Consider the following 26,023-nt stretch of genomic DNA (forward strand, 5'->3'; position numbering starts at 1 on the left):
TGGCTTTGGCAATTATAACCTCAAATTAAAAATCACTAGGTAATATTCTTGGTTTAAAATGATATTCAACCGAGCGAGTATTAAACAGATTACTATAATTAACTTTAATGTTCTTTTCTTCTATTCGCTTAACCTTATCTTCTAATGACTTCTTATCAGATCCTGTTAATTTCCCTTCCTCTTCTAGGCTGGAAATTTCATTTAATAACTCTTGAATTTGTTGCTCACGAAACTCTTTTTCCTGGTTTTGTTGATAAATACTCATTTTAGTATGAAGAATTGAATTCACTAATTCATCAGCCCCGCCTGATAATCTATTCAAGATTAATAGCTGCTCATTTAAGATTTCATTATCTAAATCATACGGATATCTTAATTGATGGTCAATTTCGCTCCATCCTTCTTCAAAAATCGTTCGAACTTGTATTTCTGCAAGATAGTTTACTTTTGTCATTTGCGATTTAATAACATAATGCCATGAACGATAACCGGCATCGTGAACTAAAAACTGAAATTTTTCTTCATCGATTTTTTGTTCACTTGTCATATCTCCTAATCGATGATAAATTGTTGCTTTTTCATGTAAATTCCAATTTTGTCTAATTGTTTTGTCGATATCAGCTGCTTGATACTTATATAAATGCAATGCTCTAATCCCAATTAAATCCGTTATTTCTACTTTATAATTCGAAACATTTATTTCATATTTTAGATCGGTCTTTTTACCTTTTATCGTTTTTCGAATAATTTTTTCGATTAAATGCTCTGGATATTTGATTCTTGACTTCACTGTATGTATTTCAGGATTTTTACGAAGTATTTCTGAAATAAAAGTAGCTACAGTTTCGAGATTTGGTATTTCTGATATGTATTCTTTGTAAATTTCAATATATTTTGACCAGTCCAAACAATACTGTTCAAATTCTTGTTCATCGATTTTATACTTTTCAAAGAAATTCTTTTGATTCTCTATTAAGCTCATTCATTTTCTCCTTAAACGATTTACCTAACCCTATCCTACCATATTTTGGAAAGAAACATACTTTATCTTCATACTTCACTTTAGTATTTTCTAAATAAACTTAAGTAAAATTTTCTACTAAACTCCATTAAAAAATAATTCAATAAAATCGCTCAACACGAACGTACGACCTATTCAAATTCTATTTTTACATAAAATATTATATATTTCAAAAAAAAATCACTTGCATAAGAACGAATGTTTGTGCATAATAAAAATACGAACACAAAACAGAACATACAATCTTAAAAACGAAAAAAAATAGAACGAATATAAAGGAGAGAAATGAAAAATGGAATTTATCATATTATGTAGTATCTTATTATCTTGGTGTATTTTTGAAGGTTTTAATAAATTTGTCGTAAATAGATAACTGTAAACGTTTGAACTTTGCTTAATATTGGAGGTAGTTATTTGACAGACCATGTAATTTCACAACGAAAAAAAGTGCTCTTATACTTTAAATAAAGATAAAGGAGCACTTCAAACAGCTTATTATTTAGCTATGTATTCTTCTAATTCTTTAATAAGTAATTTTGCACCAGCTTTACTTACAATAATTTTTCCGCTTTCAAAAGAAAAATTGTCTTCATCAACAACACCAGTTACCATACAAGCATTGTTTGAAACATATTGTTTAAGGATAATCCTTTGATTATCAACAAATACCTCGAATGATTCAGATATATTTAGATTTAACCTTTTTCTTAATTCTTTTGGTAACACAATTCTTCCTAAATCATCAAGTCTTCTAACAAAACCGCCAATTCCTGAAGCTTCATCATACTTTGTAAGAATAATCATCCCTTCTTCAATATGAATTTCAAAAGGAGCATTACTTTCTAAATTCATTGTATTTCTTAGCTCCTTTGGTAGAACAATTCTTCCTAGATCATCTGACTTCCTAATAATTCCTGTTGATTTCATAAATGCAACTCCCCATTTATCTCTATCTCTCTATTTTTTTATGTTCTCAAAGTAATTCAAACTAAAATACCTTGAGATTAAGATAATAATATCAAATTATTTTAATTTTCTCACTACTTATTATGAATCAATTATTCTAATAATAATTCGGATACCAGTTTCATTAATAATAAATGATATTTTTAAAAAATTCACTTAATAAGCTCACTATATTTTTTTGGAAATTTTTACCTAATATATTAATAGATATTTTAAATCTCAGCACTAAAAAGAATGTCGAAAATATTTCCCGAAAAATATTTTTTTAATATGAACATACTGACTGAAAGGTTAATCACATATATACCAAACCTTCCATATGATTATATAAATAAAACTTTTAAATCTGAAAGGAAGGTGTAACAAAAAAATGAAAGTAGATGGTATCTTTGAAGGTGGAGGCGTTCGAGGGATTGGACATGTTGGTGCCATTTGTGCTTTGGAAGAAGCAGGATATGAATGGGCACGTTTAGCAGGAACTTCCGCTGGGGCAATAGTTGCTACCCTACTAGCATGTGGCTATACCGGAAAAGAATTAAAAGAAATTATGGAAGAGTTAGATTACAAGAAATTCATTACAAAAACATGGTTGCACTACATCCCTTTAATCGGTTTAGGTTTAAATTTATTGTTTAAAAATGGATTATATAAAAATGACTTTGAAGAAGAATGGTTAGAAACTTTATTACTAAAAAAAGGTATTCGCTATTTTGATGATTTAGGTGAACGGAAATTAAAAATCATTATTTCAGATATTAGTAATGGTAAAATGGTTGTTCTTCCTGATGATTTAGCAGAATACGGCTTAACAACTAAAGATATTACTATTGCTAATGCTGTTCGGATGAGTGGTACAATCCCATTCTTCTTTCAACCTATTAAACTAAAAACTCCTACCTTTGATTACCCAATTTTTATTTTAGATGGTGGATTACTCAGTAATTTTCCAATTTGGATATTTGATGATCATCAAGAATGGCCAACTTTTGGCTTTCGATTAGTAGAAGATGAAATCACCGGAAAACCACTAGACGATCAGAACCCTATTTCATTTTACAAATCAATCTACCAAACAATGAGACAAGCACATGACCTTCGTCATTTAACTAGAGAAGTAAATGAACGAACTATAAAAATTCCTACTGGTAAAATTTCTAGTACAGATTTCAATTTAACAAAAAAAGAAAAACAATTACTTTATTCTAATGGTTATCATGCTGCTAAAAGATTTCTCAATTCTTGGGATTTCACCAAATTTAAAAGAAATTATCCAATTGAGCCATTTTGTAAAAAGCCTGAGTAGATTTAGAAAATAAAGTAAACTTGCCGATTATCGAGCCTTTATGCGAAGACAATGGCTTAGTTGCCTAACATCGGCAGTTTTCTAAACAGCTGCAAAAAAATGCATCTTTCTCAAATTAGAAAAAGATGCACTTTTTATTTCACTATTTAACTCTTACTTTAGCTTTGCCTTCAATATATGAAGGATAAAATTCCAACTTGATTTTCAAAGGGTTTTTAAAGTTTTGCTTAGAAATGCTTATACTCATTCTTTGCTTATTCTGACTAAATCCTTCATTAGAGGATCCGTTACTTTCAACTTCTTTCCCATTTGCATCATACATTAATCCAAATAAGAAGAGAAGTAATGAAATTCTTTCTTAGTATTTAAATTAAAGTATAAAGTTGACCCTTCCTTTTTAAAGTCAGATAAAAAATCCCCTTTTGGTTGTTTCAAAATTTGTTGTTTCTCGGTATCAACTAAAATATAATCTTCGTCCTTATCAACAGCTTGTAGTTTATTAAACACCAAATATAATTCTTTTGGATCCTTAAAGTAATTACTTTGTAGATATAGAATTTGCTCTCTATCACTAATTTTACTAGCTGTCGTTCCATTTTTTATTTTAGACCAAACCTCTCCTTTTTGATCTACGAGTCTTATATCAGGAAAATCTAAAATTTTCTTTGAGTTTGTTGCATCCATTTCTATTTTCACAGCTACACGAAGAGGATAAATTGTAACCGTTTTAATTTTTATTTTTTGCCCATCAATCACGACAGTTTTATTCAATTCATATATTTGTTTCGTTTTCTCTTGTTTTTAATCGAAAATGGAATTGAAAATTGTTCAGAAGCTTCTTTACTTTTTATCTTTAGATTTAACTTAAAATCATGTTGTTCGTACGGTTCATTAAAATAATATTCAATGCTATTTGTATAGGATTTTAATTCCTCTTTTACAGGAAGCTCATAATCTGCAGAGTGTTCTGGAAACTCATCTCCATTTTTTGGTTGAAGATTCATGTTCACTAATTGTAAATTATGTTGTAATTTTTTTGAATCGATCGTATAAAAAATAACGATTCCTTGTTCATCAGCAATAACAGAATTAATTGTTACCTTAACCCCATTCTTTTCTTGTGAAATGCCAATTTCTTGAGCATATTTATTTTCAAATGCAGAAACTAATCCTTTATCATTTTGGATAAGCTTAACGATTTTCTCCATTCCTGGGACATTCGTTATATAGCTTGCAAATGTAGGTGATACACGAATACTTGTTAAAAAACCAATAAAAAGGATAGCTGCTACTATACTTGACCAAATCCAAGTATTACGTTTCTGTTTTGCCTTTATTTTTGTCATTTTCGCTTTTTGAAAACCATTTTGAATCGCATTGTCTATCTCACTTAAAGGTATATCAACGTTCTCATACTGTTCTTTCCAGTTTTTAAGTTCATTTTCTTCTTTTTCAAACACGACCATTTTCTCCTTTCTCCTCAAGGATCCCTCTTAACGATTTAAGCGCTTTATTTAACCAGGTCTTAACTGTACCTTCAGGGCGATTCCACATAACTGCGATATCTTTTATTTTGACATCATGAAAATATTTTAAATGTAGGAGTTGGCGTTGTGTTTCATCAAGCTGAGACAATGCTTCTTCTATTTCTAGATATTGATAGTCTTCATTTGTACTCTGCTGTAATATATAGTCCTCATTAAATGCGACTCTATTATTTTTTTTAATAAGATCCTGACAATAATTAATCATAATCCGGATTAGCCAAGTTTTTACATACCCTGGTTCTCTCAAAGAATGGATGTTACGATAGGCTCGATACGTAACTTCTTGAACGGCTTCAATTGCTTCATCTTTATTTTTTAAATAGGCAAGCGCTGTTTTATATAAAGATAATTTATGTTCATACATAATTAATAGAAATGCATCTTCATCACCTTTAATAGCCCTTTCTACTAGATTAGAATCCTCCAAACTTAACCCCTCCATCTCGATGTACTATACATTAGACTCCTAAAATCAAAAAAAGTTTTAGTAAATTTTATATTTTTACAATAAATGGTCTTTTTTCCTTAAATTGTATGTCCATGTAATTATACATTGATGGATCTGTATTTATTAATACCCATAAAGAAAACTCGTCGTTTGGCGAACATTTAGGCGAACGAAGACAAAGGTTTAGTTGCACTTATTACTAAAGCCTTCTACATCGCTACCAATCTATACTTTCTTAATGTAAAAAAAGAAGATGAGTCCTGTACAATAGGACTTATCTTCTTTAAAAATATTATTATACTTTTAACCCTTAACTTATCTTGGTCGTTTATTTCGTTTGCGTAAGAAAGCAGGAATATAAGAAGTTTCTACTTCTTGTTCTGTATAGCGGTCATATTCTTGTTGTTCACTACGATTTACACGCTCGTATTGGTAACGATCATACTCTTGTTGCTCGCTACGACTTACCGGTTCATATTGATATCGATCGTATTCTTGATTCTGTTCACGGTTAAGTTGTTCATATCTATATCGGTCATAAGGAGATTGCTCTCTTCGATTCGTTCGTTCATATTGATATGCGTCATAATTTTGCTCTTGTTCGCCTCGGTTCACCGCATTATATTGATATCGTTCTTCCCTTTGATATCGATTCGTCAGTTCTTCCGTTGAAGGTTGTTGAGGTTGTGCTGGTATTATTTTATCCTTTTGTTCGGTGAATCCAGTTGCAATAACAGTGACAATAATTTCATCTTTTAAGCTTTCATCAATGACTGAACCAAAAATCATATTTAGTTCCTCATGAGAAGCTGCTGCGACAATATCTGCAGCCTCTTGAACTTCAAACAGACTTAAGTTGTTACCACCAGTTATATTCATAATGACACCATGAGCTCCATTAATTGAAGTTTCTAGCAATGGACTATTTAAAGCTTTTTTAGCTGCTTCCACTGCACGACCTTCACCTTTAGCTATACCAATTCCCATTAGGGCTGTCCCTTTATGAGACATAACTGTTTTTACGTCAGCAAAGTCCAGATTGATTAATCCTGGAACTGCAATTAGATCCGAAATTCCTTGTACACCTTGACGTAATACATTATCTGCTTCTCTGAATGCTTCAAGCATTGGTGTTTTTTTATCAACGAGCTCTAATAAGCGATCATTCGGAATAATAATTAGCGTATCAACTGCGTCCCTTAGCTCTCTAATTCCACCTTCAGCATTCGTTGCACGTTTTTTCCCTTCAAATTTAAAAGGACGAGTTACAACTCCAATTGTAAGTGCACCTAGCTTACGTGCAATCTTTGCAATGGCTGGCGCTGCCCCAGTACCTGTGCCACCACCCATTCCCGCTGTTACGAAAACCATATCTGCACCTTTTAGCACTTCTTCAATTTCTTGTTTACTTTCTTCTACGGCATTTTTTCCAATTTCCGGATTCGCACCTGCTCCTAACCCTCTAGTTAGAGTTGCACCGATTTGCATCGTAAGCCCTGCTTTTGATTGCTTAAGTGCTTGTGCATCTGTATTAAAGGCTATAAATTCTACACCTTCAACTCCATCTTCAATCATACGGTTTACGGCATTGTTTCCGCCGCCTCCAACGCCAACTACTTTAATTCTAGCGAATTGTTCTAAACTTGTATCAAATTCAAACATGATTATTCCTCCCCGTCATACAAATTGCATAATTTCATGTTCTTCTCATCTTTAGAAGAACGACTCATATTCGTTCGAAGTTTTATCTGTTTATGTAGTTTTTTAATAGATTAAGAGAATATTTTTCTATAGAAATCACATTTATTGTCCTATTCCCCCTTACCCTACTATACAAGAAAAACACTTATATACTTTTCGATAATTATTCCTTAATATAGCTTTAACTAAATCACGTATATTAACATCTTAATGTAATATCTATATCCACTTTGTAATAATCTCCCAAAAAATATCATGGTACATTTCATAATTTATCTTTATTTAATTTGTAATCTATTGATAGGTGATCCCATTTTCATAAAAAATTCAAATGTGATTTTCTTCACAATTTATTCAAGTTTACAACTCCTAAAAATAAATATAATTGGTAAAATATTAAAATAAAGGAAATTTATTCTTTTAAAATAGTTAAAAGGAGCGAAAAATATGAAAAATTTTTCTACAGGATTAATTTGTTTAATTTGTGTTTTACTAAGTTTTTCTATTCCTATCAAAACAACTTATGCCTACAATACATTTGGTCATAAGCTAGTTAATGGGGTCGGTTATTATGGTCAAAATAGACAATATTATTTTCTTAATAATTCATTAGGTTCCGAAAAACAGAAATTTATAGATGCTATGGATAAATGGATTTACGGAACTATTACTACCCCAATTTCTTTTAGAGAAACTACAGCTCAATCATCTTCAGTTATTGATGTCTACAAAGTTTCTTCACCCAATAACGGAGTAGCCGCTCTCACATATTTCATGTATGGTGATAAAAATGTAGATGCTTCAAAAACTGATTGGTATTGGGCTAAAATTGATTTACAATCAGGTACTTACGATAAATTAACCGATTGGCAAAAAAGACTTGTTCATGCACATGAAATTGGACATGGACTTGGACTAAATCATACCAATATTAATGGAAATTTAATGCATTCTAATGGAAACTCCTCAACTACCAACATCCCGCAAAATGACCAATTTAATGGTATCAATTCTATTTATAAATAAGGGTGGAAAATATAATGATAAAATATAAACTGATTCTTACTACTTTACTTATTACCTTATTAGTTCCATTCATTTACTTAAACCATCATAATCAAGAAAAATTTAAAAAAACTAATCTATTACCGAATTTAAATAATGAAAAAAAATATATTAAAAGTGAAGAATTAAGTAAAGAAAAACAAAAACTTTCTTCTCACATATCCTATGATCAATCAAATCAAAAAAAAGATGTCATCATTTCGAATGCATTACTTTTTGGTAACTTCGATAGTACCGAAGCATTAATGAAAGATTCTAATTTAGTAGTTAAAGGTACAGTTATTGCATCTGAGCCATATATTTTTATGAATGGAGATGACAGTGGCACACCATATACTAAGTTAAAATTTAAAATAAAAAAAGTCATCATTGGTGACAAAAATTTGAAAGGAACTATCATTACAATTTTAGAATATGGTGGAGAAATTACAAAAAATGAATTTGGCCTAAATAAAAAAGGCACGAAATTATCTAGAACAGAGTCACAAGAAAAAATAAAGGTGATGCTTGAAGGTATTCCGAATTCTACAGTTGGGCAAAACATTATCGCCTTTTTAACTGATGATACCGGGACTCTGAATACGGATTTTAAGTTTTATGGAATAATGGGTGGATATAAAGGTAGATTTACTTATGATCTCAAATCAAAGAAATACAATCGAGGTACACCTATGCATATTACTGATAATGAAAGAGAAAAAGAATTAAAAATAAATGAAGAAATTACAGATTTAAACAATAAAATAGATAGCTAATTTATAGTTGAAGGTAGACTTTATCTAGTTATTCAACAAAATAAACATGAAAAGCACATTACTCTTTTAATTGAAATGATAACGTGCTTTTCTTTAACATTATGTACTTATTTTGATGCAATCTTTGCAGAAAACTCTTCCTCTAATAGAGCCAAACATACATGATCATACCACACATTATCAATTTTCAAATTCTTTCTGTAGTAACCTTCTTTAACAAATCCTAGTTTTTCAAGCACTCGTAAAGAAGCAAAGTTTTCTGGATTTACTTCTGAAGTAACGCGGTGGAATTTCAAATCTTCAAAAGCAATTTTCAATGCCATTTCCAATGCTTTTGTCATATATCCATGTCCGTTAAACTTGTCACCAATGTGGTAGCCTACCATACAAGATTGTTTTGGTCCTCTTTGTACAAAGATAAACTGGACTTCTCCTATTAAAGTAAGTGAATTATCCTTTTTTATAAAAATAGCAAAATCGTATCTAGTATCCTCTTCACTATTTTTCATCATTTGTTTAATGCTTTCGATTTGACCCTCTAATGTGAAAAATTCTTCCGTTCGTCTAGTTGGGGACCATTTCTGAAAGTGTTCTCTATTTTCTAAATGTAAATGCAGCTTATCTTCTGCATCTTCGTATGTATAAGGACGTACGATTAATTGTTCCACGTTTAATTCCTCCATTTTTTCGTAATCGATTTCTTATATGAATAAACCCCTATATTTACCTTCTATATAAATCTTTAATTTCCTTTATTATTATATGACTAAAATAAAATAAATGTTTTTGTATAGTTTCATAGAGTCAATAAAAAAGACAATCATCAGGATTAATCCATCTAGATTGTCTTAAAAAAAACTAATTTAATATTGTGATGATCTACTTGATAGCTGTGAGTATTGTTGAGAGATTAGCTCGTTTATCCAAAGGTAAAAATTTTACTTATTCATTCAAACCAATCTAATAAATTACATTCATAGAAACATTTTATTATTTTTCATCACTAATCTTTTTCATTAATCGTTTTAATTTACTTTCTGTTTCTGTTTCTTCAACTGGTGTATAAATACTACATCGTAGATCCATTTCACCTTGAACTTGGAGAGATGTTAAGTTAAACAACATCTTCCCTGCCTTAGCATGTCTAAATTCAATGATCATCTCTGGCGCTTTATTTACTTGACTTTCTTGCCATAAATTTTGGAATTCAGGATACGAACTACTCATTTCGCTTATAAATTGATTATACCATTCATCCCCTAAATAATGGCCATAATACGTACGAAATATTGCAAGAAAACCTTTTGCAAAATGTTCCCAATTAACCGCTAATGCTTTAAATTCTTTTCGTGTGATAACTAAACGAATCAAATTTCTTTCATCATTTGGAATTAATTCAAAATCTAAAAAAACATGGGCAGCTGCAGAATTCCAACCCACTATATGGCAATGTCGATCTGTAATAATCGTTGGACAATATGTTAATTCATTTAATATCCGTTTTAAAGATGGACTAAGCGTTGTTTGTTCCTTTTTTTGATCAATCATTTCTAATTTTGATTCTAATGCTAAGTTATATAAGTAGTCTCTTTCATCACTATTTAATTGAAGTGCTATTGCGATACAATCTAATACACTCGAAGAAACTTTTATATTTCTTCCTTGCTCTAACCATGTATACCAAGTAGTACTTACTCCGGCTAATTGAGCAACTTCCTCTCTCCGTAACCCTGGGGTTCTTCTCCGTGTCCCAGCAGGCAAACCAATAGACTCAGGCGTAATTTGGGAACGCTTTGTTTTTAAGAATGTCGACAAAGATTCAAGCCTCGTTTTATCATTCATTTTTAAAACTCCTCATCAATTCAATTAACCTAGTATTCGTTATACCAGGATAAACTATCCCTTGTAATAGGATAAATAGTTTGTAAAATACAAGTATATTCTTAATTTGGAGTGATGAAAAGTGGAACGAGTTGTAATTACTGGAATGGGAGTAGTCTCTCCTATAGGTAATGATATTGAAACATTTTGGAGCAATCTGATTAAAGGTGAGTCTGGTATCTCATTGATTGAAAAATTTGATGTCACTGAGCAAAAGACGAAATTCGCAGGTAATGTCCATGATTTTAATGCAGATGAAGTTTTAGGAAAAAAAGAAGCGAAACGATTAGATCGCTTTGCACAATTTGCTTTGGCTGCAGCTGAACAAGCTTGGACGGATTCAAAGTTAGACCTCGACAAAATAGATGTGGAAAGATTAGGAGTTTACGTAGGATCCGGTATTGGTGGTATCGAAACATTTATTGAAAATGTTGATATCCTTAGACAAAAAGGACCTAAAAGAGTTAGTCCAACGTTAGTACCAGCTATGATTTCGAATGCAGCTGCAGCGCAAATTAGTATTAAGTGGAACGCAATGGGTCCATCCTTATCACCTGTTTCTGCTTGTGCAATTGGTAATACATCGATTGGCGAAGCCTTTCGATTAATCCGTTTAGGCGAAGCAGATGTAGTATTTGCAGGAGGCACAGAGGCAGCGATAACTGACTTATCAATCGCTAGTTTTGGTAATGCAACAGCACTATCAACAAGAAACGATACGCCTACTAAAGCTAGCCGTCCATTTGATGAAAATCGAGATGGATTTGTCATGTCAGAAGGTGCAGGAATTTTAATTTTAGAATCTTTATCCCATGCTTTAAGTAGAGGTGCTAAGATTTATGCCGAGGTTATAGGTTATGGTGCAAGTTCAGATGCACATCACATGGTATCTACGCATCCAGAAGGACAGGGTGCCTATCTTGCAATGAAATCTGCTTTAAAAAATGCAAATTTAACTCCTGAAGAGATTGATGTAATAAGTGCCCACGCAACAAGTACACAAGTAGGAGATATAAGTGAAACGAAAGCAATTAAGAAGTTGTTTGGAGAACAAGCTTATCAAGTTCCAGTAACAGCTAACAAATCCATATTTGGACACATGTTAGGTGCAGCTGGTGGAGTTGAAGCCATTGCATTAGCAATGAGTTTAAAGGAAGGGATCATTCCTCCTACAATTAACTTAGAAAATCCTGATCCATTATGTGACTTAGATTATGTACCGAATGTTGCTCGTAAACAAAATATAAATACTGGTCTATCGAACTCATTTGGTTTCGGAGGACATAATGCAGCGATTGTTTTAAAGAAATACGAGTGATTTTCACTCGTATTTTTCATTAATTCCTACTACTAAAATAAATGTTTTACTACTAAATCTTGGGCAAAATTATAAATAAGCCATCCTACAATTCCAAGGCCGATTGCGCTAATCAAGTGCAATGAATGTTGAAGTGCTACGCCAATAATCAGTAGCATAACTAATGTAGCTGGGATACCTAATGCGACACCATAAGCGAATTTACTTAACGTTTGCATCTGTGCCCCTTGTACATTTAGCCAAATTAAACTTAAAAGACTTACGATCGGTAATGCCGCAATTAAGCCACCTTGTGTCGGGAATCTTCTCGCTATTTCAGTAATAACGCCAATTATAATTGCTGATGTCAAAATTTTAATGATCGTGTACATTTTGTGCTCTCTCTTTCATTAAATCAAATGCTTTTAAAATAGATTCTCTTTCTTGTTCAGTCATGTGTTCAAAAAGAAGTTGATGTAGCTTTTCTTCATCTAAACTAGAATTTTGTAGCAAGACCTCTTTTCCTAAGTCAGTCAGCTCTAATGTAACTTTTCTTTGATCAATCTCACCACGAGTTTTGAAAACATATTCCTTGTCTAATAAGCGCTTAACATGCTCTGAAGCTGTGTTATGAGACACTTGAATCCCTTCAGCTATATCTTTTATTCCTACTTCATTTTCTTTATCGATAATTTGTAAAATCCTAACGCTCTGATGGGTAATCTGCTCTTTATGTTTATATCGTAATACGTAATAAATATCGGTCCATAGCTCATTCAGTCGTTTAATTTCATTTGACATGTTCATTCTCCTTATATCGTATTATACGATTATATCTTCCAAACAGATTATATCTTACAATGCGATATATACAAAACGTTTCGTGCAGGATTTAGGAAAGTCAGGACTAATAGGATTGGAAAAAACGTTATAAACTATCAGAATTAAGCATAAAAAAAGAGCCTCGAAAAGACTCTTTTTGAAATCTATTAGATGAAATATTCTTGTTAAATCGAGATAGGTGGCAAAGTGTTGCCTGTTTCTAGTAAGCTTTTCAAGTTGCTTAATATTGCTGGCCAGCCATTGTTTAATCCTTCGAATGTATCATCGCGATCCACAATGTCTGTAGGTTCTAAATTTTCGTGTTTAAGAGTCAGTTTTACAGTTGAATCTAATGGTTTTAACTCAAATGTAACAACTGATGGTTCCTTGCGATTTGTTTGGTCATTTGTATGATTCCAAGTAAAAGTCAGTAAATGATATGGGTTGCATTTTAAAATCGTTCCGTAATCAGTGACTTCTCCATTTCGCAAATATGAAATCGTTGATCCTTCTTGCAAATCTGATTGAATTGCAGTTCCAAAAAAGTATTTTTCAGTAAATTGTGTGCTTGTCAAAGCTTCCCATAGTTTCTCTTGTGTAGTTGCTATATAGGTAACGTAAACAAATTCGGGCTTTTTCATTCGTTCTCATCCTCCAGGAGATTCGATTTTAACTCACTCAGTGCATCTAAACGACTTTGTTCATATTTGTTAATCCATCGTTTAGAAATTTCGCTTATTGGAACTGGATTAAGGTAATGAAGTTTGTTGCGTCCGTTCCACTCTACAACAACTAGATTTGCCTCTTCTAAAAGTACTAAATGTTTCGTTACTGCTTGCCTGCTCATGTCAAGATGTTGGCATAACTCACTTAATGTTTGTCCGTTATTCATGTAAAGTTCATCAAGAAGTTTTCTACGACTTGAATCAGCAAGTGCTTTAAAAACGTGATCGATTTCATTCAGCCTCCTCTTACATTCTATATTAAGCAACTAAATAGTTGCATGTCAAGGTGAACAAAATGATTGGTTAAAAAAAAAGAGGAATTGCCAGAGCAATTCCTCTTTTCATTATTAATGTACTTTTACACCTTTTTTCCAGACTTGATTCACATGGTTAACGCCGAATAAATATTGTAATTCTTGATAGTTTTTAACATTCCATAGAACGATGTCTGCTTGCTTTCCAACTTCAAGTGAGCCAATTTTATCTTGACGATTGATTGCACAAGCAGCATTGTATGTTGCTGCTGTTAAACTTTCAGCAGGTGTTAGTCGCATCGAAATACAAGCTAAGTTCATCACTAGTGGCATAGAAGTCGTTGGTGAAGAACCAGGATTGCAGTCAGTTGAAATTGCAACAGCTACTCCTTCATCAACCATCTTTCTACCTTTTGCAGCATCTTCACGTAAATAAAGTGCTGTTGCTGGAAGTAGACAAGCAATTGTTCCTGATTTAGCCATTGCAGAAATGCCTTCATCTGATGCTTTAAGCAAATGCTCAGCTGAAATTGCGCCAACTTTGGCTGCTAGTTCTGCTCCACCATACGGTTCAATTTCATCAGCATGAATTTTTGGAATTAAATCATACTTTTTACCAGCTTCTAAAATTCGCTCTGATTGTTCTGGTGTAAATACACCTTTTTCACAGAAAACGTCATTAAATTCAGCTAGTTTTTCTTCTGCAATAATTGGAAGCATGTCATTGATTAAGTGATCAATGAACTCGTCTTCTCTACCTTTAAATTCTTTTGGCACAGCATGAGCACCCATAAAAGTAGGAACTAATTCAACTGCATGCTTTCCCTTTAATCTTTTCATAACTCTTAACTGTTTTAGTTCGGTCTCTAAATCCATACCATAACCGCTTTTACTTTCAACAGTTGTCACACCGTGTGCAATGAATGAGTCTAAACGGCGCATTGTTTGCTCCATTAATTCTTCCTCAGTCGCTTCACGAGTCATGCGGGCAGTTGCATGAATTCCACCACCCGCATTCATAATATCCATATATGTTGCACCTTCAAGACGCATTTCAAATTCACGCTCGCGGCTTCCACCGTACACAACATGTGTGTGCGGATCAACTAGTCCAGGAGTAACCAATTGGTTTGAAGCATCAACTACTTCTGCTTCATGAATTCTTTCTGCATAGCGATCTTGAATTTCTTTTGTTGTACCTACAGCTTGGATTACTCCATCTTCAATCCATAAGCTGCCATCTTCAATTAAGCCAAGCTCTGACATTGCTTCCTTTGAGCGAGGACCTTTAACTTCAGAAGCAAGTGTAGCTAATTGGGCTGCGTGTTTAATCCAAATTGGTTTTGTCATTACTTATCAGTTCCTTTATCAAGCATTGGAATGTTTACTCCTCTTTCACGTGCAGTTTGCTTAGCTAATTCATAACCTGCATCAGCATGACGTACTACACCCATACCAGGATCAGTTGTTAATACACGTTCAATACGTGCTTCTGCTTCTTTCGTACCATCTGCAACGATTACTACACCTGCATGTAATGAGTAACCCATACCTACTCCACCACCGTGGTGAACAGATACCCAAGTAGCTCCACCTACAGCGTTGATCATTGCATTTAAGATTGGCCAGTCAGCAACTGCATCTGAACCATCCATCATACTTTCAGTTTCACGGTTTGGAGATGCTACAGATCCTGAGTCTAAGTGGTCACGTCCAATAACGATTGGTGCTTTTAATTCACCGCTTGCAACCATGTCATTTAAGATTTTACCGAAACGAGCGCGCTCGCCATAACCTAACCAACAAATACGAGATGGTAGACCTTGGAATTCAATTTTTTCACCAGCCATACGAATCCAGTTACATAAGTGCTCATTATCAGCAAATTCACGTAAAATAGCTTGGTCAGTTTTGTAAATATCCTCAGGGTCACCTGATAATGCTACCCAACGGAATGGTCCTTTACCTTCACAGAATTGTGGACGAATATAAGCTGGAACGAATCCTGGGAATGCAAATGCATTTTCTACACCTTCATCTTTCGCAACTTGACGGATGTTATTACCATAGTCAAATGTTACAGAACCTTTTTCCATCATTTCTAGCATTGCTTTTACATGAGTCGCCATTGAAGCTTTTGAACGTGCAATGTAAACTTCTGGGTTTGATGCTCTTAATTCTGCCGCTTCTTCTAATGACATACCAGATGGAGTATAACCATTTAACGGATCATGAGCTGATGTTTGATCAGTTAATACATCTGGAATAAAGTTTCTAGCGATCATTTCTGGTAAAATATCAGATGCATTTCCGATTAGACCGATTGATAATGCTTTACCTTCTTTTTTCGCTTCTTCAGCAAGACGAATTGCTTCATCTAATGAATCAGTTTTTACATCAGTATATCTAGTTTCAATTCGACGATCGATTCTTGTTTCATCTACATCAATTCCGATACAAACTCCGCCGTTCATTGTTACAGCAAGTGGTTGAGCTCCACCCATTCCACCAAGACCAGCAGTAACTGTGATTGTACCTGTTAAAGTACCGTTGAAATGTTGTTTTGCTAATTCAGCAAATGTTTCATATGTTCCTTGTACAATTCCTTGAGAACCGATATAAATCCAGCTACCAGCTGTCATTTGTCCATACATCATTAAGCCTTTTTTATCTAATTCATGGAATGTTTCCCAATTTGCAAATGCAGGAACAAGGTTTGAGTTAGCAATTAAAACACGTGGTGCATCAGTATGTGATTTAAAGATTGCTACTGGCTTACCTGATTGAACTAATAATGTTTCATCAGCTTCTAAGTTTTTTAAAGAATCAACGATTGCATCAAAGCACTCCCAGTTACGAGCTGCTTTACCAATTCCGCCATATACAACAAGATCCTCTGGACGTTCTGCAACTTCTGGATCTAAGTTATTCATTAGCATACGAAGAACTGCTTCTTGTTGCCATCCTTTAGTATTTAATTCTGTACCTCTATATCTTATAACTTTATCTTGTGTAACCGTATTCATAATTTATTACCCCCTCGTTGTGATGTTTTCAGTTTAACACGAATTTTCCGATATCTTATTATAAAATGATGATTATTTTATAATTTATTTCATTATTTTTATTTGTTAATTTCATTTTTATAATTTATCTCAATTTCTCTTTATAAATTTGCTTTTTGGGGTGTGATTTTTATTAATGGATAAGGCTGCTCTCTTTATTAAAAGCGAACATTAAGTGTATTTTATTGATAAAGATGTGAACTTTGTTGATAAAGTGATGATTTTTATTGATATATGTACTATTTTTATTGATATCGTACTGATTTTTGTTGATAAGGTAGTGTTTTTCTTTAAGATAGTACTGATCTCCTCTGATAAAGCCGTGATTTCCACCTGAGTAATACTGATTTCCCCTGATAAAGACGTGTTTCCCTCTTATATAGTACTCATCTCCTCTGATAAAGATGTGTTTTCCTCTGAATAGGTACTGATCTCCTCTAATAAGTAATGAATTCCACAATAAAAGTAATTCCAAGAAGTAATCTCAATCATTTCAACAAAACATAAAAACGGCTCAGGTTTATAACTGAACCGTTTAGCTTGTAGACAAAGTCCTATTTATATGATTTTCAGACTGATTGAAAACGTTTGTCTTTCGAGGAGCGGAGTTACCTTTAGACGGTAATGAGCACCGCAGGCAGGCGAAGCAACGAAGAAAGCGAGCGTTTGGTGGGCAGTCTGAACGGCTCAGTTTATAACTGAACCGTTTTCTTATAAACCTGAACGATAGACTAGTGGCGTGCAGCCTTCTATTTGTTTAAATTTCGCGTTAAAGTAGGACTGATGTGAATAGCCTATTAATCTTGCTATTTCATCTAAATGTAGATCTGTTTCTTGCAATAATCGTTTGGCTTCTCGTATACGAACTTCATGAAGTGTTTCTCTGAATGATTGGTTCGACTCTGCTGCAAAGCGTCGGCTTAGTGTACTTTTATTGATTCGAAGTGCATCTGCACATGCAGTTAAGCTCCATCCGGCATCCCAGTAGTTAGATTCTATTAGCTCTCTAGTTTTTTCAACAAGGGTGCGGTGACCTTCTTGTAATTGCTCATTCCCTTGTAATAATAAACTAGTTGTAAAGGCAAGTAACTCTTGAACAATTTGATAAATTACCGGGTCATGTACAATTTTTTGGAAAATATCATAATAGATAACTTCCCATGATGCATTTTGAAGATTATTCGATTTCATATATCGTCTAATTTGAGCAAGTACACTCGTCAATCGAATCCGAACAATCTCCGGGTCTGGGTAAGGCTTTTGAAAAGTTAGAAATTCACTCTCCATCCAATCTCTGATTGCTTTTGCATCTCTTTTCTCAAGCATCTCAATCCAATGGCGTTGCTCTAACGGAGTAAGGAATGGATCCATTTCCTGATAGGATAATTGCTCATTTTCCGCCAAAATTATATCATAACCTTCAAAAAAGATTCTTCTTGTCAGTTGAAGTGTTTGTTGGTATATATTTTTTAAAGTTTCTTCTGGAGTTCCAACTTTCATTACGATCGCAAGTGGTTCATCCATCATTTCTTTCCAGCGAGCTAGAAATGCATTATATTCATCTAGTAATTCTTCTTCTGCCTCGTGGACACATAAAATAAATTCAGCTAATACGAATATACGATTTTCTCCTGTAAACGGATTACGTTCCAATGCATTATAGACAAGTGGTAGTGTTTGTGACTTTGGCGTCAAAAACGCAACCATCGTGATTGGACTTTCATGATTTCTCTCATTTAAAAGCAGGTCCGAATAATCTATATTAAAAGAGGATATTTCTTCAATATTATTTCTAGTAAAATTACTTTCTTTATTACGAATTTGGTAGCGTAATTGTTGAATATGCTTAATTAAATCGGTTGGGGAAAACGGTCGAAATAACACATCTTCTGCTCGAAACTGTAATGCAAGATAAGCTGTTTGAAAAATTCGCTCAGATGATATACCTAACCAACGAATGGAATATTTTTGAATCAGCTCACCAAATCTTTCACTTTCATTTTTCCATCCATCCATATCCAATAAAACGAGATCAGGCTGTTGCTTTTGTATACCCTTTTCAAATTCGTCCATTGTTTTCCACGTAATCAGATTAATTCCAGTAAAGTGCGATTCCACGACCCACCGAATTCCTGAAGCTTCTAGCTCATCTTTTGCTACTAAATGAATTTCCATCGTGTTTCACCGCCACTTTTAGTTTTTCTACCATCATAGCAAATTTATCTCATTTATGTAGAATAAAAAACTCTAATATTTTCAATTTTTTTCGATTGAATTTTTTATGAGATTTGAAATGATTAATACAATCCCAAAAGAAAAAGACCACATAAAAGTAGTCCTAAATGAAAGCACAAAAAGATTAATATTTAAACATACTTAACGTCTACCTTTAATCGTTTCTAATTTACATTTGATTAAACGGTGTAATCGGCGGCATGATATGAACTTTTTTATTTGGATAAATTCTATCAATAACAGTTGATTGCAATAATCGTTTAATATCTTTACCAGGTAGTTCCATTGAAACGCCATTAAGGGCAGATTTATAAGTATGCCTTACTGCATATGGTACTTGATGATCTGCTAAGAGACTTTTTAATTCACTTTGAAATTTTTGATGACTTTCTTCAACCTGCTTCGTTGCTTCATCCAATGTAAGTTGTTTTCCTGATGCTTGAGCCTCTTTTACCGCTATTACAGCAGGTTTTATTTTGAATTCAATAATGATTGAAGTCATTTTATCACTCGAAAAATCGATAGTTGGATCAAGATAGATTGAAGTATTCATTTGTCCACTAGCCTCCAAATTCTCTTCAATAGATTCATACTTTTTAAATGTATATTTATTCTCATTACTTATGCTTGAAAGAATCATTCCAAATAAAATAGCACCTATATAAATCTTCTTCATCCTAACATACTCTCCTTTAAACTTGTTTTTTTCGTCTAATAAAGAAAACTCGCCAGTTGGCGAGCCTTTAGGCGCAGACAGAGGCTGAGTTGCATTTATACTACACCGCTGCCATTTTTTACTTTAATGAAAAAAAGAACCAACTCAAAAATTTGGTTCTTTAATTAATCGCTTATTTTAAAGGATTCATAGTCACTGAAAAAATATAGCTTTGATATTTATCACAGCCTTCATAACTATATCTTCTTCCATCCTTTGAAAATGCTCGTCCATCTTCATGAAAACCTAAATCATGCAAAACATCCTTAATTGAACCATTTTCATAATCTTTACCAACAGGAAATTCAATGCTCATACTAATCACCTTTTTTGATTTTTCTTATTAATTTGCTTACTATTGATTACTTTTATACATTATTTACCTAAATCTAGTTTACAAATCAGCTATGTTTTCCCTTAAGAATATCAATATATTTTTCCATAATACGATTGACTAAAAATAGGTTGGTTTCTTGTACCACAGAATTAGTATAGTAAATGCACTAGTAGAGCAAATTAGTATTAGTAAATTTATTCCATTTTAATCGAGGTGAGGAACATTGAAAAAACCTCCAGGGAGCGCATTAGCTTTACATCAAGAAGGCGACTTAAATTCAAATATTGAATTATTACATTCTTTGTTTCCTACCTCAGATTTAACGATAAAAAAGGCATTGTTTGGAGAGGAAAAAGGTATCATAGCTTATGTAAATAGCATAGTAAAAGAAGAGAAAATAGACCAGTTTGCAACAGATATTCTCGAATATAAAGAATCTATTTATCAATATCTTTATTCTCATACAACAGTTACAAAAAAAATTGAAGAGATCGAACGTTCAATACTTGAAGGTAAAAGTGTTTGTTTTATTAATGGAGAAATACATGCATTTCTTTTTTCTGCTGAAGAATTTCCAGAACGGCCATTTTCTCCTCCAAGTATCGATAATTCTATTAAAGGTTTAAAAATATCATTTGTAGAGACAATCCATTCTAATTTGGCATTGCTTCGACGTTTAATTCAAAGTCGAGATTTATTATTTAAGGAAACTAAAATTGGTAAGGAAAATAAGTCTATTGCTACACTTGCTTATTTAGATGGTGTTGTAAATTCCGAATTAGTTTCACAGATTGAATCAAAGCTCTCTACTATTACATTTGACACGATATTAAATTCCAATCAAATAGCTCAAATGCTAGAAAAGTATCCATTTTCACTTTTCCCACAGCTGGTTACAACAGAAAGACCAGATATTGCAGCAGAAGCAATCCAAAAAGGAAAAGTTGTGATTGTGTTAGATCATTCATCCGAAGTTATTATCTTACCCGGATCATTTATTTCTTTTTTTAAAAGTATTGACGACTCTTCTTCAAGACCTGTCATTGCATTTTTTACTTTCTTTTTAAGAGTAATCGCACTATTCATAACACTTTATTTACCGGGTATTTATATTTCAATCGTTTCATTCAACTATGATGTTGTTCCATTAAAATTAATTATATCGATTGGGGAATCGCGAGCTAATGTTCCATTCGATCCACTAGTTGAAGCATTTATTATGGAATTAACACTGGAGATGTTGAGAGAAGCAGCTATTAGGCTTCCTACTCCAATTAGTACTACAGTAGGTGTTGTAGGAGGAATTGTTATCGGTCAAAGTGCCGTTCAAGCTGGTATTGTAAGTAACATTATGGTAATTGTCGTTGCGATAACTGCAATTTCTTCTTTCATTATTCCAAATTATGATATGGCAACAAGTTTACGCATTTTACGATTTCCGATTATGATAATGGCCTCCATATTTGGGCTAATTGGGATTATTGCTAGTACAATGATTATCATCGGGCACGGATTAAAATTATCGAGCTATAACGAATCTTATACTCAGCCTTTTTCTCCAATGAGTTTTAAGCAGCTAAAGAATAAATATCAAAATAGCGCATTATCAATTCTTTTGAAGCATCATATTACGAGTCAAAAAAAGAGGAAATAACATGAAACAGAATATACCTAGAATTACATATGTTCAATTTATTTTATTGGTATTTGGTGTTCAAACAGGAATTGGAATGATTTCTTTACCTCGAGTATTAGAGGAGAAGGCTGGAACAAGCGGTTGGATTTCTCTAATCATTAGCGGTTTCCTCTCTTTAATGATTAGTATTTTGATGGTTAAGCTACGTGAAAAAGACCCTTCCTGCTCATTTAATCAGTACTTAACTCATAATTTCGGTAGAGTGATTGGAACATTATTTTCACTTTTCTTTACACTTTACTTTCTATTTTCGGGCTATGTAGTTTTTTTGCGAACCATGTTATTTGTACAATCATATATTTTACAAGATTCTTCACTTGTGATCCTTATTGTTTTGTTTTTAATTCCAACCTTCCAATTCGTATCAGGTGGGATCCAGATGATTGGAAAATATATCGAAATAATTTTTCCAATCATAATCTTTTTTTCAGTTATGCTACTATTCACATTAAAAAACAGTAATATCCATTTCATTTTACCTTTGATTAAAGATGGATGGTTACCGATTTTTAAAGCCATCCCTTCTACAGCTACATCATTTTTAGGGATTGAAATTATTTTTGTTCTTTATCCTTATTTAGATGAAAAAGAAAAGGCTATTAAAGGTGTACTAATTGCAAATGGGATGATAACCGCACTATATACTTATGTTTGTATGATCTGTTTTGTCGTTTATAGCCCAGATGAAATTAGGTTAATCTTTGATCCAGTTTTAGACATTTTAAGTGTAATTGAATTTCAATACGTTGAAAGACTAGATTTAATTCTTTTTCCACTTTTTCTTATGGTTATTTCTAAAACTTGGATTACCTATATTTGGATTAGTGTGACAAATCTAGCAGAAATGTTTCAGCAAAAAAGAATTGAATATCTATTTATCGGATTATCAGTTGTTTTTATTCTTTGGACCTATCTATCTATTCCAACTTTTAAACAAAATGATCTTTTTATGCAACAATTATCTATTTATGGTTCAGTCGGTTTGTTAGTCATAGTAGTACTCATTTGGTTACGTTCATTAGGAAATAAGGTGATTGGATGAAAAGTATAAAAATCGCTTCAATTAGTTTATTACTGTTCGTACTATTAACTGGTTGTCGAAAAAACATCAATATTGAAGATATTACAATGGGGCTAATATTAGGAATTGACACAAATGAAAAACAACAAATTCAAATATTTATGTCTAGCCCAGTTTTTAGTGCAGAAGCTCAAGAAAAAAATGAACAAATCCTGGTAGATGCTTCATCAGTTCGAGAAGCTCGTAATTTATTTGATGCGAAGGTAACAGGGGTATCCACTGGTGGAAAGTTACAAGCATTATTAGTTAGCTCTAAATTTATTGAGCATAAAGACTGGTCGGGAATTTTAGATTTATTTTACCGTGACCCAAAATTAAGACAAAATTCAGATCTTGTATTTTTTGATGGCGATATTTCAGAACTACTTAATTTAAAACAAAACGATAAGCCGAGATTATCAATCTTTATCCCTCAACTTATTGAGACCGCTGATTTTCGAAATATAACGAAGCGTACATCGATACGAATGTTTCATCAGATGCAGTTTGATCATGGAATCACGCCATATTTACCAAAATTGTCAATTAACGAAGGTGAACTCGAAATGAATGGAGTAGCATTGTTAGATAAAAAACTACTTCTTAAAAGAATTCTTTCAATAAGAGAAACACAATTATTACGACTATTACAAGGTAAGCTAATTGGGCAACTAACTCCAATATCTTCGTTTAAAGGAAAGAAAGAAAAAGGGAATTTATTTGACACAAAACAAACTAGCTATAATGTGAAGGATATTAAAAGAAATGTAGACTGCAAGTTCATTCATAACCGTTTTGAGTTTAAAATTTCATTAACAATTCCAATCATGATAACCCAATCACCATTTAAATTAAACGACAAAACAGTTGATCGACTAAGTAATGAAATCGAAACTGCCTTAGAAAAGGATCTAAACAATTTTGTCCATTCACTCCAAGCCGACGAACTCGATCCAATTGGCTTAGGTATTTTAGCAAGTTCATCTCAGCACCAACAGTGGAAAAAAGTAAAAACAAACTGGCCAAAAGATCTAAAGAACGCAAAGATACATGTCAAAACAAAGGTTATAATTGTTGATAAAGGAATTTCTTCGATGTAAGAGTAAGAAAAAACACATGCATATGTAACAAAAAAAACTAAAAAAGCAGGATCAGCCCCTAAGCTCCTCCTGCTTTCCCTGCCCTTCAGCCTTCCTGCACTCCCTGCACTTCCTTCCCTTAACTGTAATAGGAAAAAAGTAGCATCAATCTAAAAAAATTCGAGTTTATTTTTTCCATTTTTTAGCTAAATTTAATACAATTTGACTATTTAAATTTAATATATTGGAAATAATGACCATATTTTAGATTATTTTCCCTTCACAGAATGCAAATAATGTAGTTTTTTGTTGTTTGAAAACTCAGAAAGTTAATGTTACGATAAATTCCGCAATACCATATATGTTAACCCAGGGAGGAATTTAGGTGAACAAAAAAGTTTTAGCGGTTGGATTATCTGTAGGTTTAGCAGCAAGTTGTTTTTCAGTAACAAATACATATGCTGCACCAAAAAATGTATTGTCTAGTTACAAGTATAATGAATCGGTAGGATCTCCTGAGTTTGTTTCAGGACAGCTTACAAAACCTTCAGCAAAAAGTGCTGAGAGCATCGTACATGGTTATGTCAATGCTAACAAAGATAAGTTTAAATTAGGTTCAAAATCTTCAGAAGATTCATTCATCGTTAAGTCTAGCAATAAAGATAAGTTTGGTACTGCTCTTCGACTACAACAAGTATACGATGGTGTACCTGTTTGGGGTTCTACTCAAACAGCGTTAGTTGGAGATGATGGTGTCCTATCAGTTTTCTCAGGTACGGTTGCACCTAATCTTGATACGAAAAAAGGACTTAAATCTGAAAAGAAAGTAAACGCCAATAAATCGATTAAAATCGCAGAAGCAGATCTTGGTTATACTCCCGACTATGAAAAAGACCCTACAGCTGACCTAGTAGTTTACACAAATGGCGATGAAGCTACATACGCTTATCTAGTAAACTTAAATTTCCTTTCACCTAAGCCTGGAAACTATAATTATTTCATTGAAGCTTCAACTGGTAAAATCTTAAATAGCTATAATAATTTAGATGAAGCAGATGGCGGTACTGCTGCTAGCAAAGCTGGTGGACCAACAGTTACTGGTTCAAATGTAAGTGCAACTGGGAATGGTGTACTTGGCGATACAAAATCACTAAATATGACTTTATCTGGCTCTAGTTATTATTTACAAGATAATACAAGAGGACAAGGTATTTTCACATATGATGCGGCAAGCCGTACTCGTCTTCCTGGTACTCTTTGGACAAGCCCTGATACTCTTTTAAATAGCACATATGATGGAGCTGCAGTTGACGCTCATTATTACGCTGGTAAAACTTTTGATTATTATAAAAACGTTTTCGGACGAAATTCTTATGATAATAAAGGTGCTGCTTTAAAATCAAGTGTCCATTATAGCCGTAGTTATAACAATGCGTTCTGGAATGGAACTCAAATGGTTTATGGTGATGGAGATGGAACAACATTTATCCCATTATCAGGCGGACTTGACGTAGTAGGGCATGAGTTAACTCACGCAGTTACAGAAAACAGTTCTAATTTAATTTACCAAAATGAATCTGGTGCATTAAATGAATCAATTTCTGATATTTTCGGAACGCTTATTGAGTTCTATAATAATAACAATCCTGATTACGAAATTGGAGAAGATATTTATACTCCTAATGTACCTAATGATGCTCTTCGTTCAATGAGTGATCCAGCTAAATATGGTGATCCAGATAATTACTCAAAACGTTATACTGGAACATCAGACAATGGTGGAGTTCATACAAATAGCAGTATTATCAATAAAGCTGCTTACTTAATTGCACAAGGTGGAACGCATTATGGCGTGACAGTTACTGGCATCGGTAATGATAAGCTAGGCCAAATTTTCTATCGTGCTAATACTGTTTACTTAACTTCTTCTGCAACTTTCAGCCAAGCACGTGCGGCACTAGTTCAATCAGCTGCAGACTTATTCGGTGCAAGTTCTGCTGAAGTAACTACTGTGAATAAAGCATTTGATGCAGTAGGTGTAAAATAATAAT

At 33.0% G+C, this 26,023-nt stretch carries 25 protein-coding genes; 8 read left to right on the forward strand and 17 right to left on the reverse strand.

The features are described 5' to 3' along the window. Positions 1–25 precede the first annotated feature (25 nt). The gene (locus B7R67_RS01235) at positions 26–982 is read right to left on the reverse strand and encodes a nucleotidyltransferase family protein (protein WP_088066784.1); all 957 of its coding nucleotides are present in this window, start codon (positions 980–982) and stop codon (positions 26–28) included. Positions 983–1,516: 534 nt separating this feature from the next. After that, positions 1,517–1,948, reverse strand: coding sequence for an AbrB/MazE/SpoVT family DNA-binding domain-containing protein (locus tag B7R67_RS01240; protein ID WP_088066786.1), 432 nt, complete (start codon positions 1,946–1,948; stop codon positions 1,517–1,519). A 409-nt stretch (positions 1,949–2,357) separates the two neighbouring features. On the opposite strand from B7R67_RS01240, the gene B7R67_RS01245 reads away from it, so the two are divergent. After that, positions 2,358–3,290, forward strand: coding sequence for a patatin-like phospholipase family protein (locus B7R67_RS01245; RefSeq protein WP_088066788.1), 933 nt, complete (start codon positions 2,358–2,360; stop codon positions 3,288–3,290). Positions 3,291–3,611: 321 nt separating this feature from the next. Here the strand turns inward: B7R67_RS01245 and B7R67_RS01255 are convergent, their stop codons facing one another. The 4 genes from B7R67_RS01255 to ftsZ all read right to left on the reverse strand — a co-directional run bounded on the left by B7R67_RS01255 (position 3,612) and on the right by ftsZ (position 6,947). Further along, entirely contained in the window at positions 3,612–4,046 is a 435-nt protein-coding gene (locus tag B7R67_RS01255) for a DUF5643 domain-containing protein (protein ID WP_158094996.1), read from the reverse strand. An 11-nt stretch (positions 4,047–4,057) separates the two neighbouring features. Continuing rightward, the gene (locus B7R67_RS01260) at positions 4,058–4,756 is read right to left on the reverse strand and encodes a DUF4179 domain-containing protein (RefSeq protein ID WP_088066793.1); all 699 of its coding nucleotides are present in this window, start codon (positions 4,754–4,756) and stop codon (positions 4,058–4,060) included. Continuing rightward, on the reverse strand, positions 4,743–5,264 hold the full coding sequence (locus tag B7R67_RS01265) for a sigma-70 family RNA polymerase sigma factor (RefSeq protein WP_088066795.1): 522 nt from the start codon (positions 5,262–5,264) through the stop codon (positions 4,743–4,745). The genes B7R67_RS01260 and B7R67_RS01265 overlap by 14 nt, the downstream gene beginning before the upstream one ends. Before the next feature lie 336 nt (positions 5,265–5,600). Continuing rightward, positions 5,601–6,947, reverse strand: a complete 1,347-nt coding sequence (gene ftsZ / locus B7R67_RS01270; RefSeq protein ID WP_235822056.1) for a cell division protein FtsZ — start codon at positions 6,945–6,947, stop codon at positions 5,601–5,603. 486 nt (positions 6,948–7,433) lie between these two features. Here ftsZ and B7R67_RS01275 point away from each other — a divergent pair, with 486 nt between their 5' ends. Continuing rightward, positions 7,434–8,012, forward strand: coding sequence for a matrixin family metalloprotease (locus tag B7R67_RS01275; protein ID WP_088066797.1), 579 nt, complete (start codon positions 7,434–7,436; stop codon positions 8,010–8,012). A 14-nt stretch (positions 8,013–8,026) separates the two neighbouring features. Continuing rightward, entirely contained in the window at positions 8,027–8,806 is a 780-nt protein-coding gene (locus B7R67_RS01280; RefSeq protein WP_088066799.1) for a hypothetical protein, read from the forward strand. A gap of 107 nt (positions 8,807–8,913) precedes the next feature. Here the strand turns inward: B7R67_RS01280 and B7R67_RS01285 are convergent, their stop codons facing one another. Further along, positions 8,914–9,474, reverse strand: coding sequence for a GNAT family N-acetyltransferase (locus B7R67_RS01285; RefSeq protein WP_158094997.1), 561 nt, complete (start codon positions 9,472–9,474; stop codon positions 8,914–8,916). Between the two features lie 322 nt (positions 9,475–9,796). Continuing rightward, positions 9,797–10,648 carry a helix-turn-helix transcriptional regulator gene (locus B7R67_RS01290; RefSeq protein ID WP_088066803.1) on the reverse strand — a complete coding sequence of 284 codons (852 nt, stop codon included), beginning with the start codon at positions 10,646–10,648 and terminating at the stop codon, positions 9,797–9,799. 121 nt (positions 10,649–10,769) lie between these two features. On the opposite strand from B7R67_RS01290, the gene fabF reads away from it, so the two are divergent. Further along, positions 10,770–12,005: a beta-ketoacyl-ACP synthase II gene (gene fabF / locus B7R67_RS01295; RefSeq protein WP_088066805.1), complete on the forward strand. Its 1,236-nt coding sequence runs from the start codon at positions 10,770–10,772 to the stop codon at positions 12,003–12,005. A gap of 32 nt (positions 12,006–12,037) precedes the next feature. Here fabF and B7R67_RS01300 read toward each other — a convergent pair whose 3' ends face one another. The 9 genes from B7R67_RS01300 to B7R67_RS01340 all read right to left on the reverse strand — a co-directional run bounded on the left by B7R67_RS01300 (position 12,038) and on the right by B7R67_RS01340 (position 20,116). Next, positions 12,038–12,376: a DUF3147 family protein gene (locus B7R67_RS01300; protein ID WP_088066807.1), complete on the reverse strand. Its 339-nt coding sequence runs from the start codon at positions 12,374–12,376 to the stop codon at positions 12,038–12,040. Then, positions 12,360–12,785: a MarR family winged helix-turn-helix transcriptional regulator gene (locus B7R67_RS01305; RefSeq protein ID WP_088066809.1), complete on the reverse strand. Its 426-nt coding sequence runs from the start codon at positions 12,783–12,785 to the stop codon at positions 12,360–12,362. Before B7R67_RS01305 ends, B7R67_RS01300 begins: the two co-directional genes overlap by 17 nt. A gap of 206 nt (positions 12,786–12,991) precedes the next feature. Continuing rightward, positions 12,992–13,447 carry an SRPBCC family protein gene (locus tag B7R67_RS01310; protein WP_088066811.1) on the reverse strand — a complete coding sequence of 152 codons (456 nt, stop codon included), beginning with the start codon at positions 13,445–13,447 and terminating at the stop codon, positions 12,992–12,994. Further along, a complete protein-coding gene (locus B7R67_RS01315) occupies positions 13,444–13,797 on the reverse strand; it encodes an ArsR/SmtB family transcription factor (protein ID WP_208615617.1) in 354 nt (117 codons plus the stop codon). The genes B7R67_RS01310 and B7R67_RS01315 overlap by 4 nt, the downstream gene beginning before the upstream one ends. A gap of 81 nt (positions 13,798–13,878) precedes the next feature. Then, entirely contained in the window at positions 13,879–15,135 is a 1,257-nt protein-coding gene (gene hutI, locus B7R67_RS01320; protein ID WP_088066813.1) for an imidazolonepropionase, read from the reverse strand. Then, complete coding sequence (hutU, locus tag B7R67_RS01325) at positions 15,135–16,811, reverse strand: urocanate hydratase (RefSeq protein WP_088066815.1); 1,677 nt, start codon at positions 16,809–16,811, stop codon at positions 15,135–15,137. The genes hutI and hutU overlap by 1 nt, the downstream gene beginning before the upstream one ends. 750 nt (positions 16,812–17,561) lie before the next feature. Further along, positions 17,562–19,025: a response regulator transcription factor gene (locus B7R67_RS01330; RefSeq protein ID WP_088066817.1), complete on the reverse strand. Its 1,464-nt coding sequence runs from the start codon at positions 19,023–19,025 to the stop codon at positions 17,562–17,564. A gap of 229 nt (positions 19,026–19,254) precedes the next feature. Next, positions 19,255–19,761: a protease inhibitor I9 family protein gene (locus B7R67_RS01335; protein ID WP_235822058.1), complete on the reverse strand. Its 507-nt coding sequence runs from the start codon at positions 19,759–19,761 to the stop codon at positions 19,255–19,257. Between the two features lie 172 nt (positions 19,762–19,933). Next, the gene (locus B7R67_RS01340; RefSeq protein WP_088066819.1) at positions 19,934–20,116 is read right to left on the reverse strand and encodes a hypothetical protein; all 183 of its coding nucleotides are present in this window, start codon (positions 20,114–20,116) and stop codon (positions 19,934–19,936) included. 244 nt (positions 20,117–20,360) lie between these two features. On the opposite strand from B7R67_RS01340, the gene B7R67_RS01345 reads away from it, so the two are divergent. The 4 genes from B7R67_RS01345 (at position 20,361) to B7R67_RS01360 (ending at position 26,019) form a co-directional block, all read left to right on the forward strand. Beyond that, positions 20,361–21,791 (forward strand): spore germination protein, encoded by a 1,431-nt coding sequence (locus B7R67_RS01345; RefSeq protein WP_088066821.1) that lies wholly within the window; start codon positions 20,361–20,363, stop codon positions 21,789–21,791. Position 21,792: 1 nt separating this feature from the next. Then, positions 21,793–22,875 (forward strand): GerAB/ArcD/ProY family transporter, encoded by a 1,083-nt coding sequence (locus tag B7R67_RS01350; protein ID WP_088066823.1) that lies wholly within the window; start codon positions 21,793–21,795, stop codon positions 22,873–22,875. Continuing rightward, positions 22,872–23,993, forward strand: a complete 1,122-nt coding sequence (locus tag B7R67_RS01355) for a Ger(x)C family spore germination protein (protein ID WP_088066825.1) — start codon at positions 22,872–22,874, stop codon at positions 23,991–23,993. The genes B7R67_RS01350 and B7R67_RS01355 overlap by 4 nt, the downstream gene beginning before the upstream one ends. A 364-nt stretch (positions 23,994–24,357) precedes the next feature. After that, complete coding sequence (locus B7R67_RS01360) at positions 24,358–26,019, forward strand: M4 family metallopeptidase (protein WP_088066826.1); 1,662 nt, start codon at positions 24,358–24,360, stop codon at positions 26,017–26,019. Positions 26,020–26,023: the final 4 nt, after the last annotated feature.

The sequence above is a fragment of the Gottfriedia luciferensis genome, assembly GCF_002156865.1.
GTDB lineage: Bacteria > Bacillota > Bacilli > Bacillales > Bacillaceae_G > Gottfriedia > Gottfriedia luciferensis.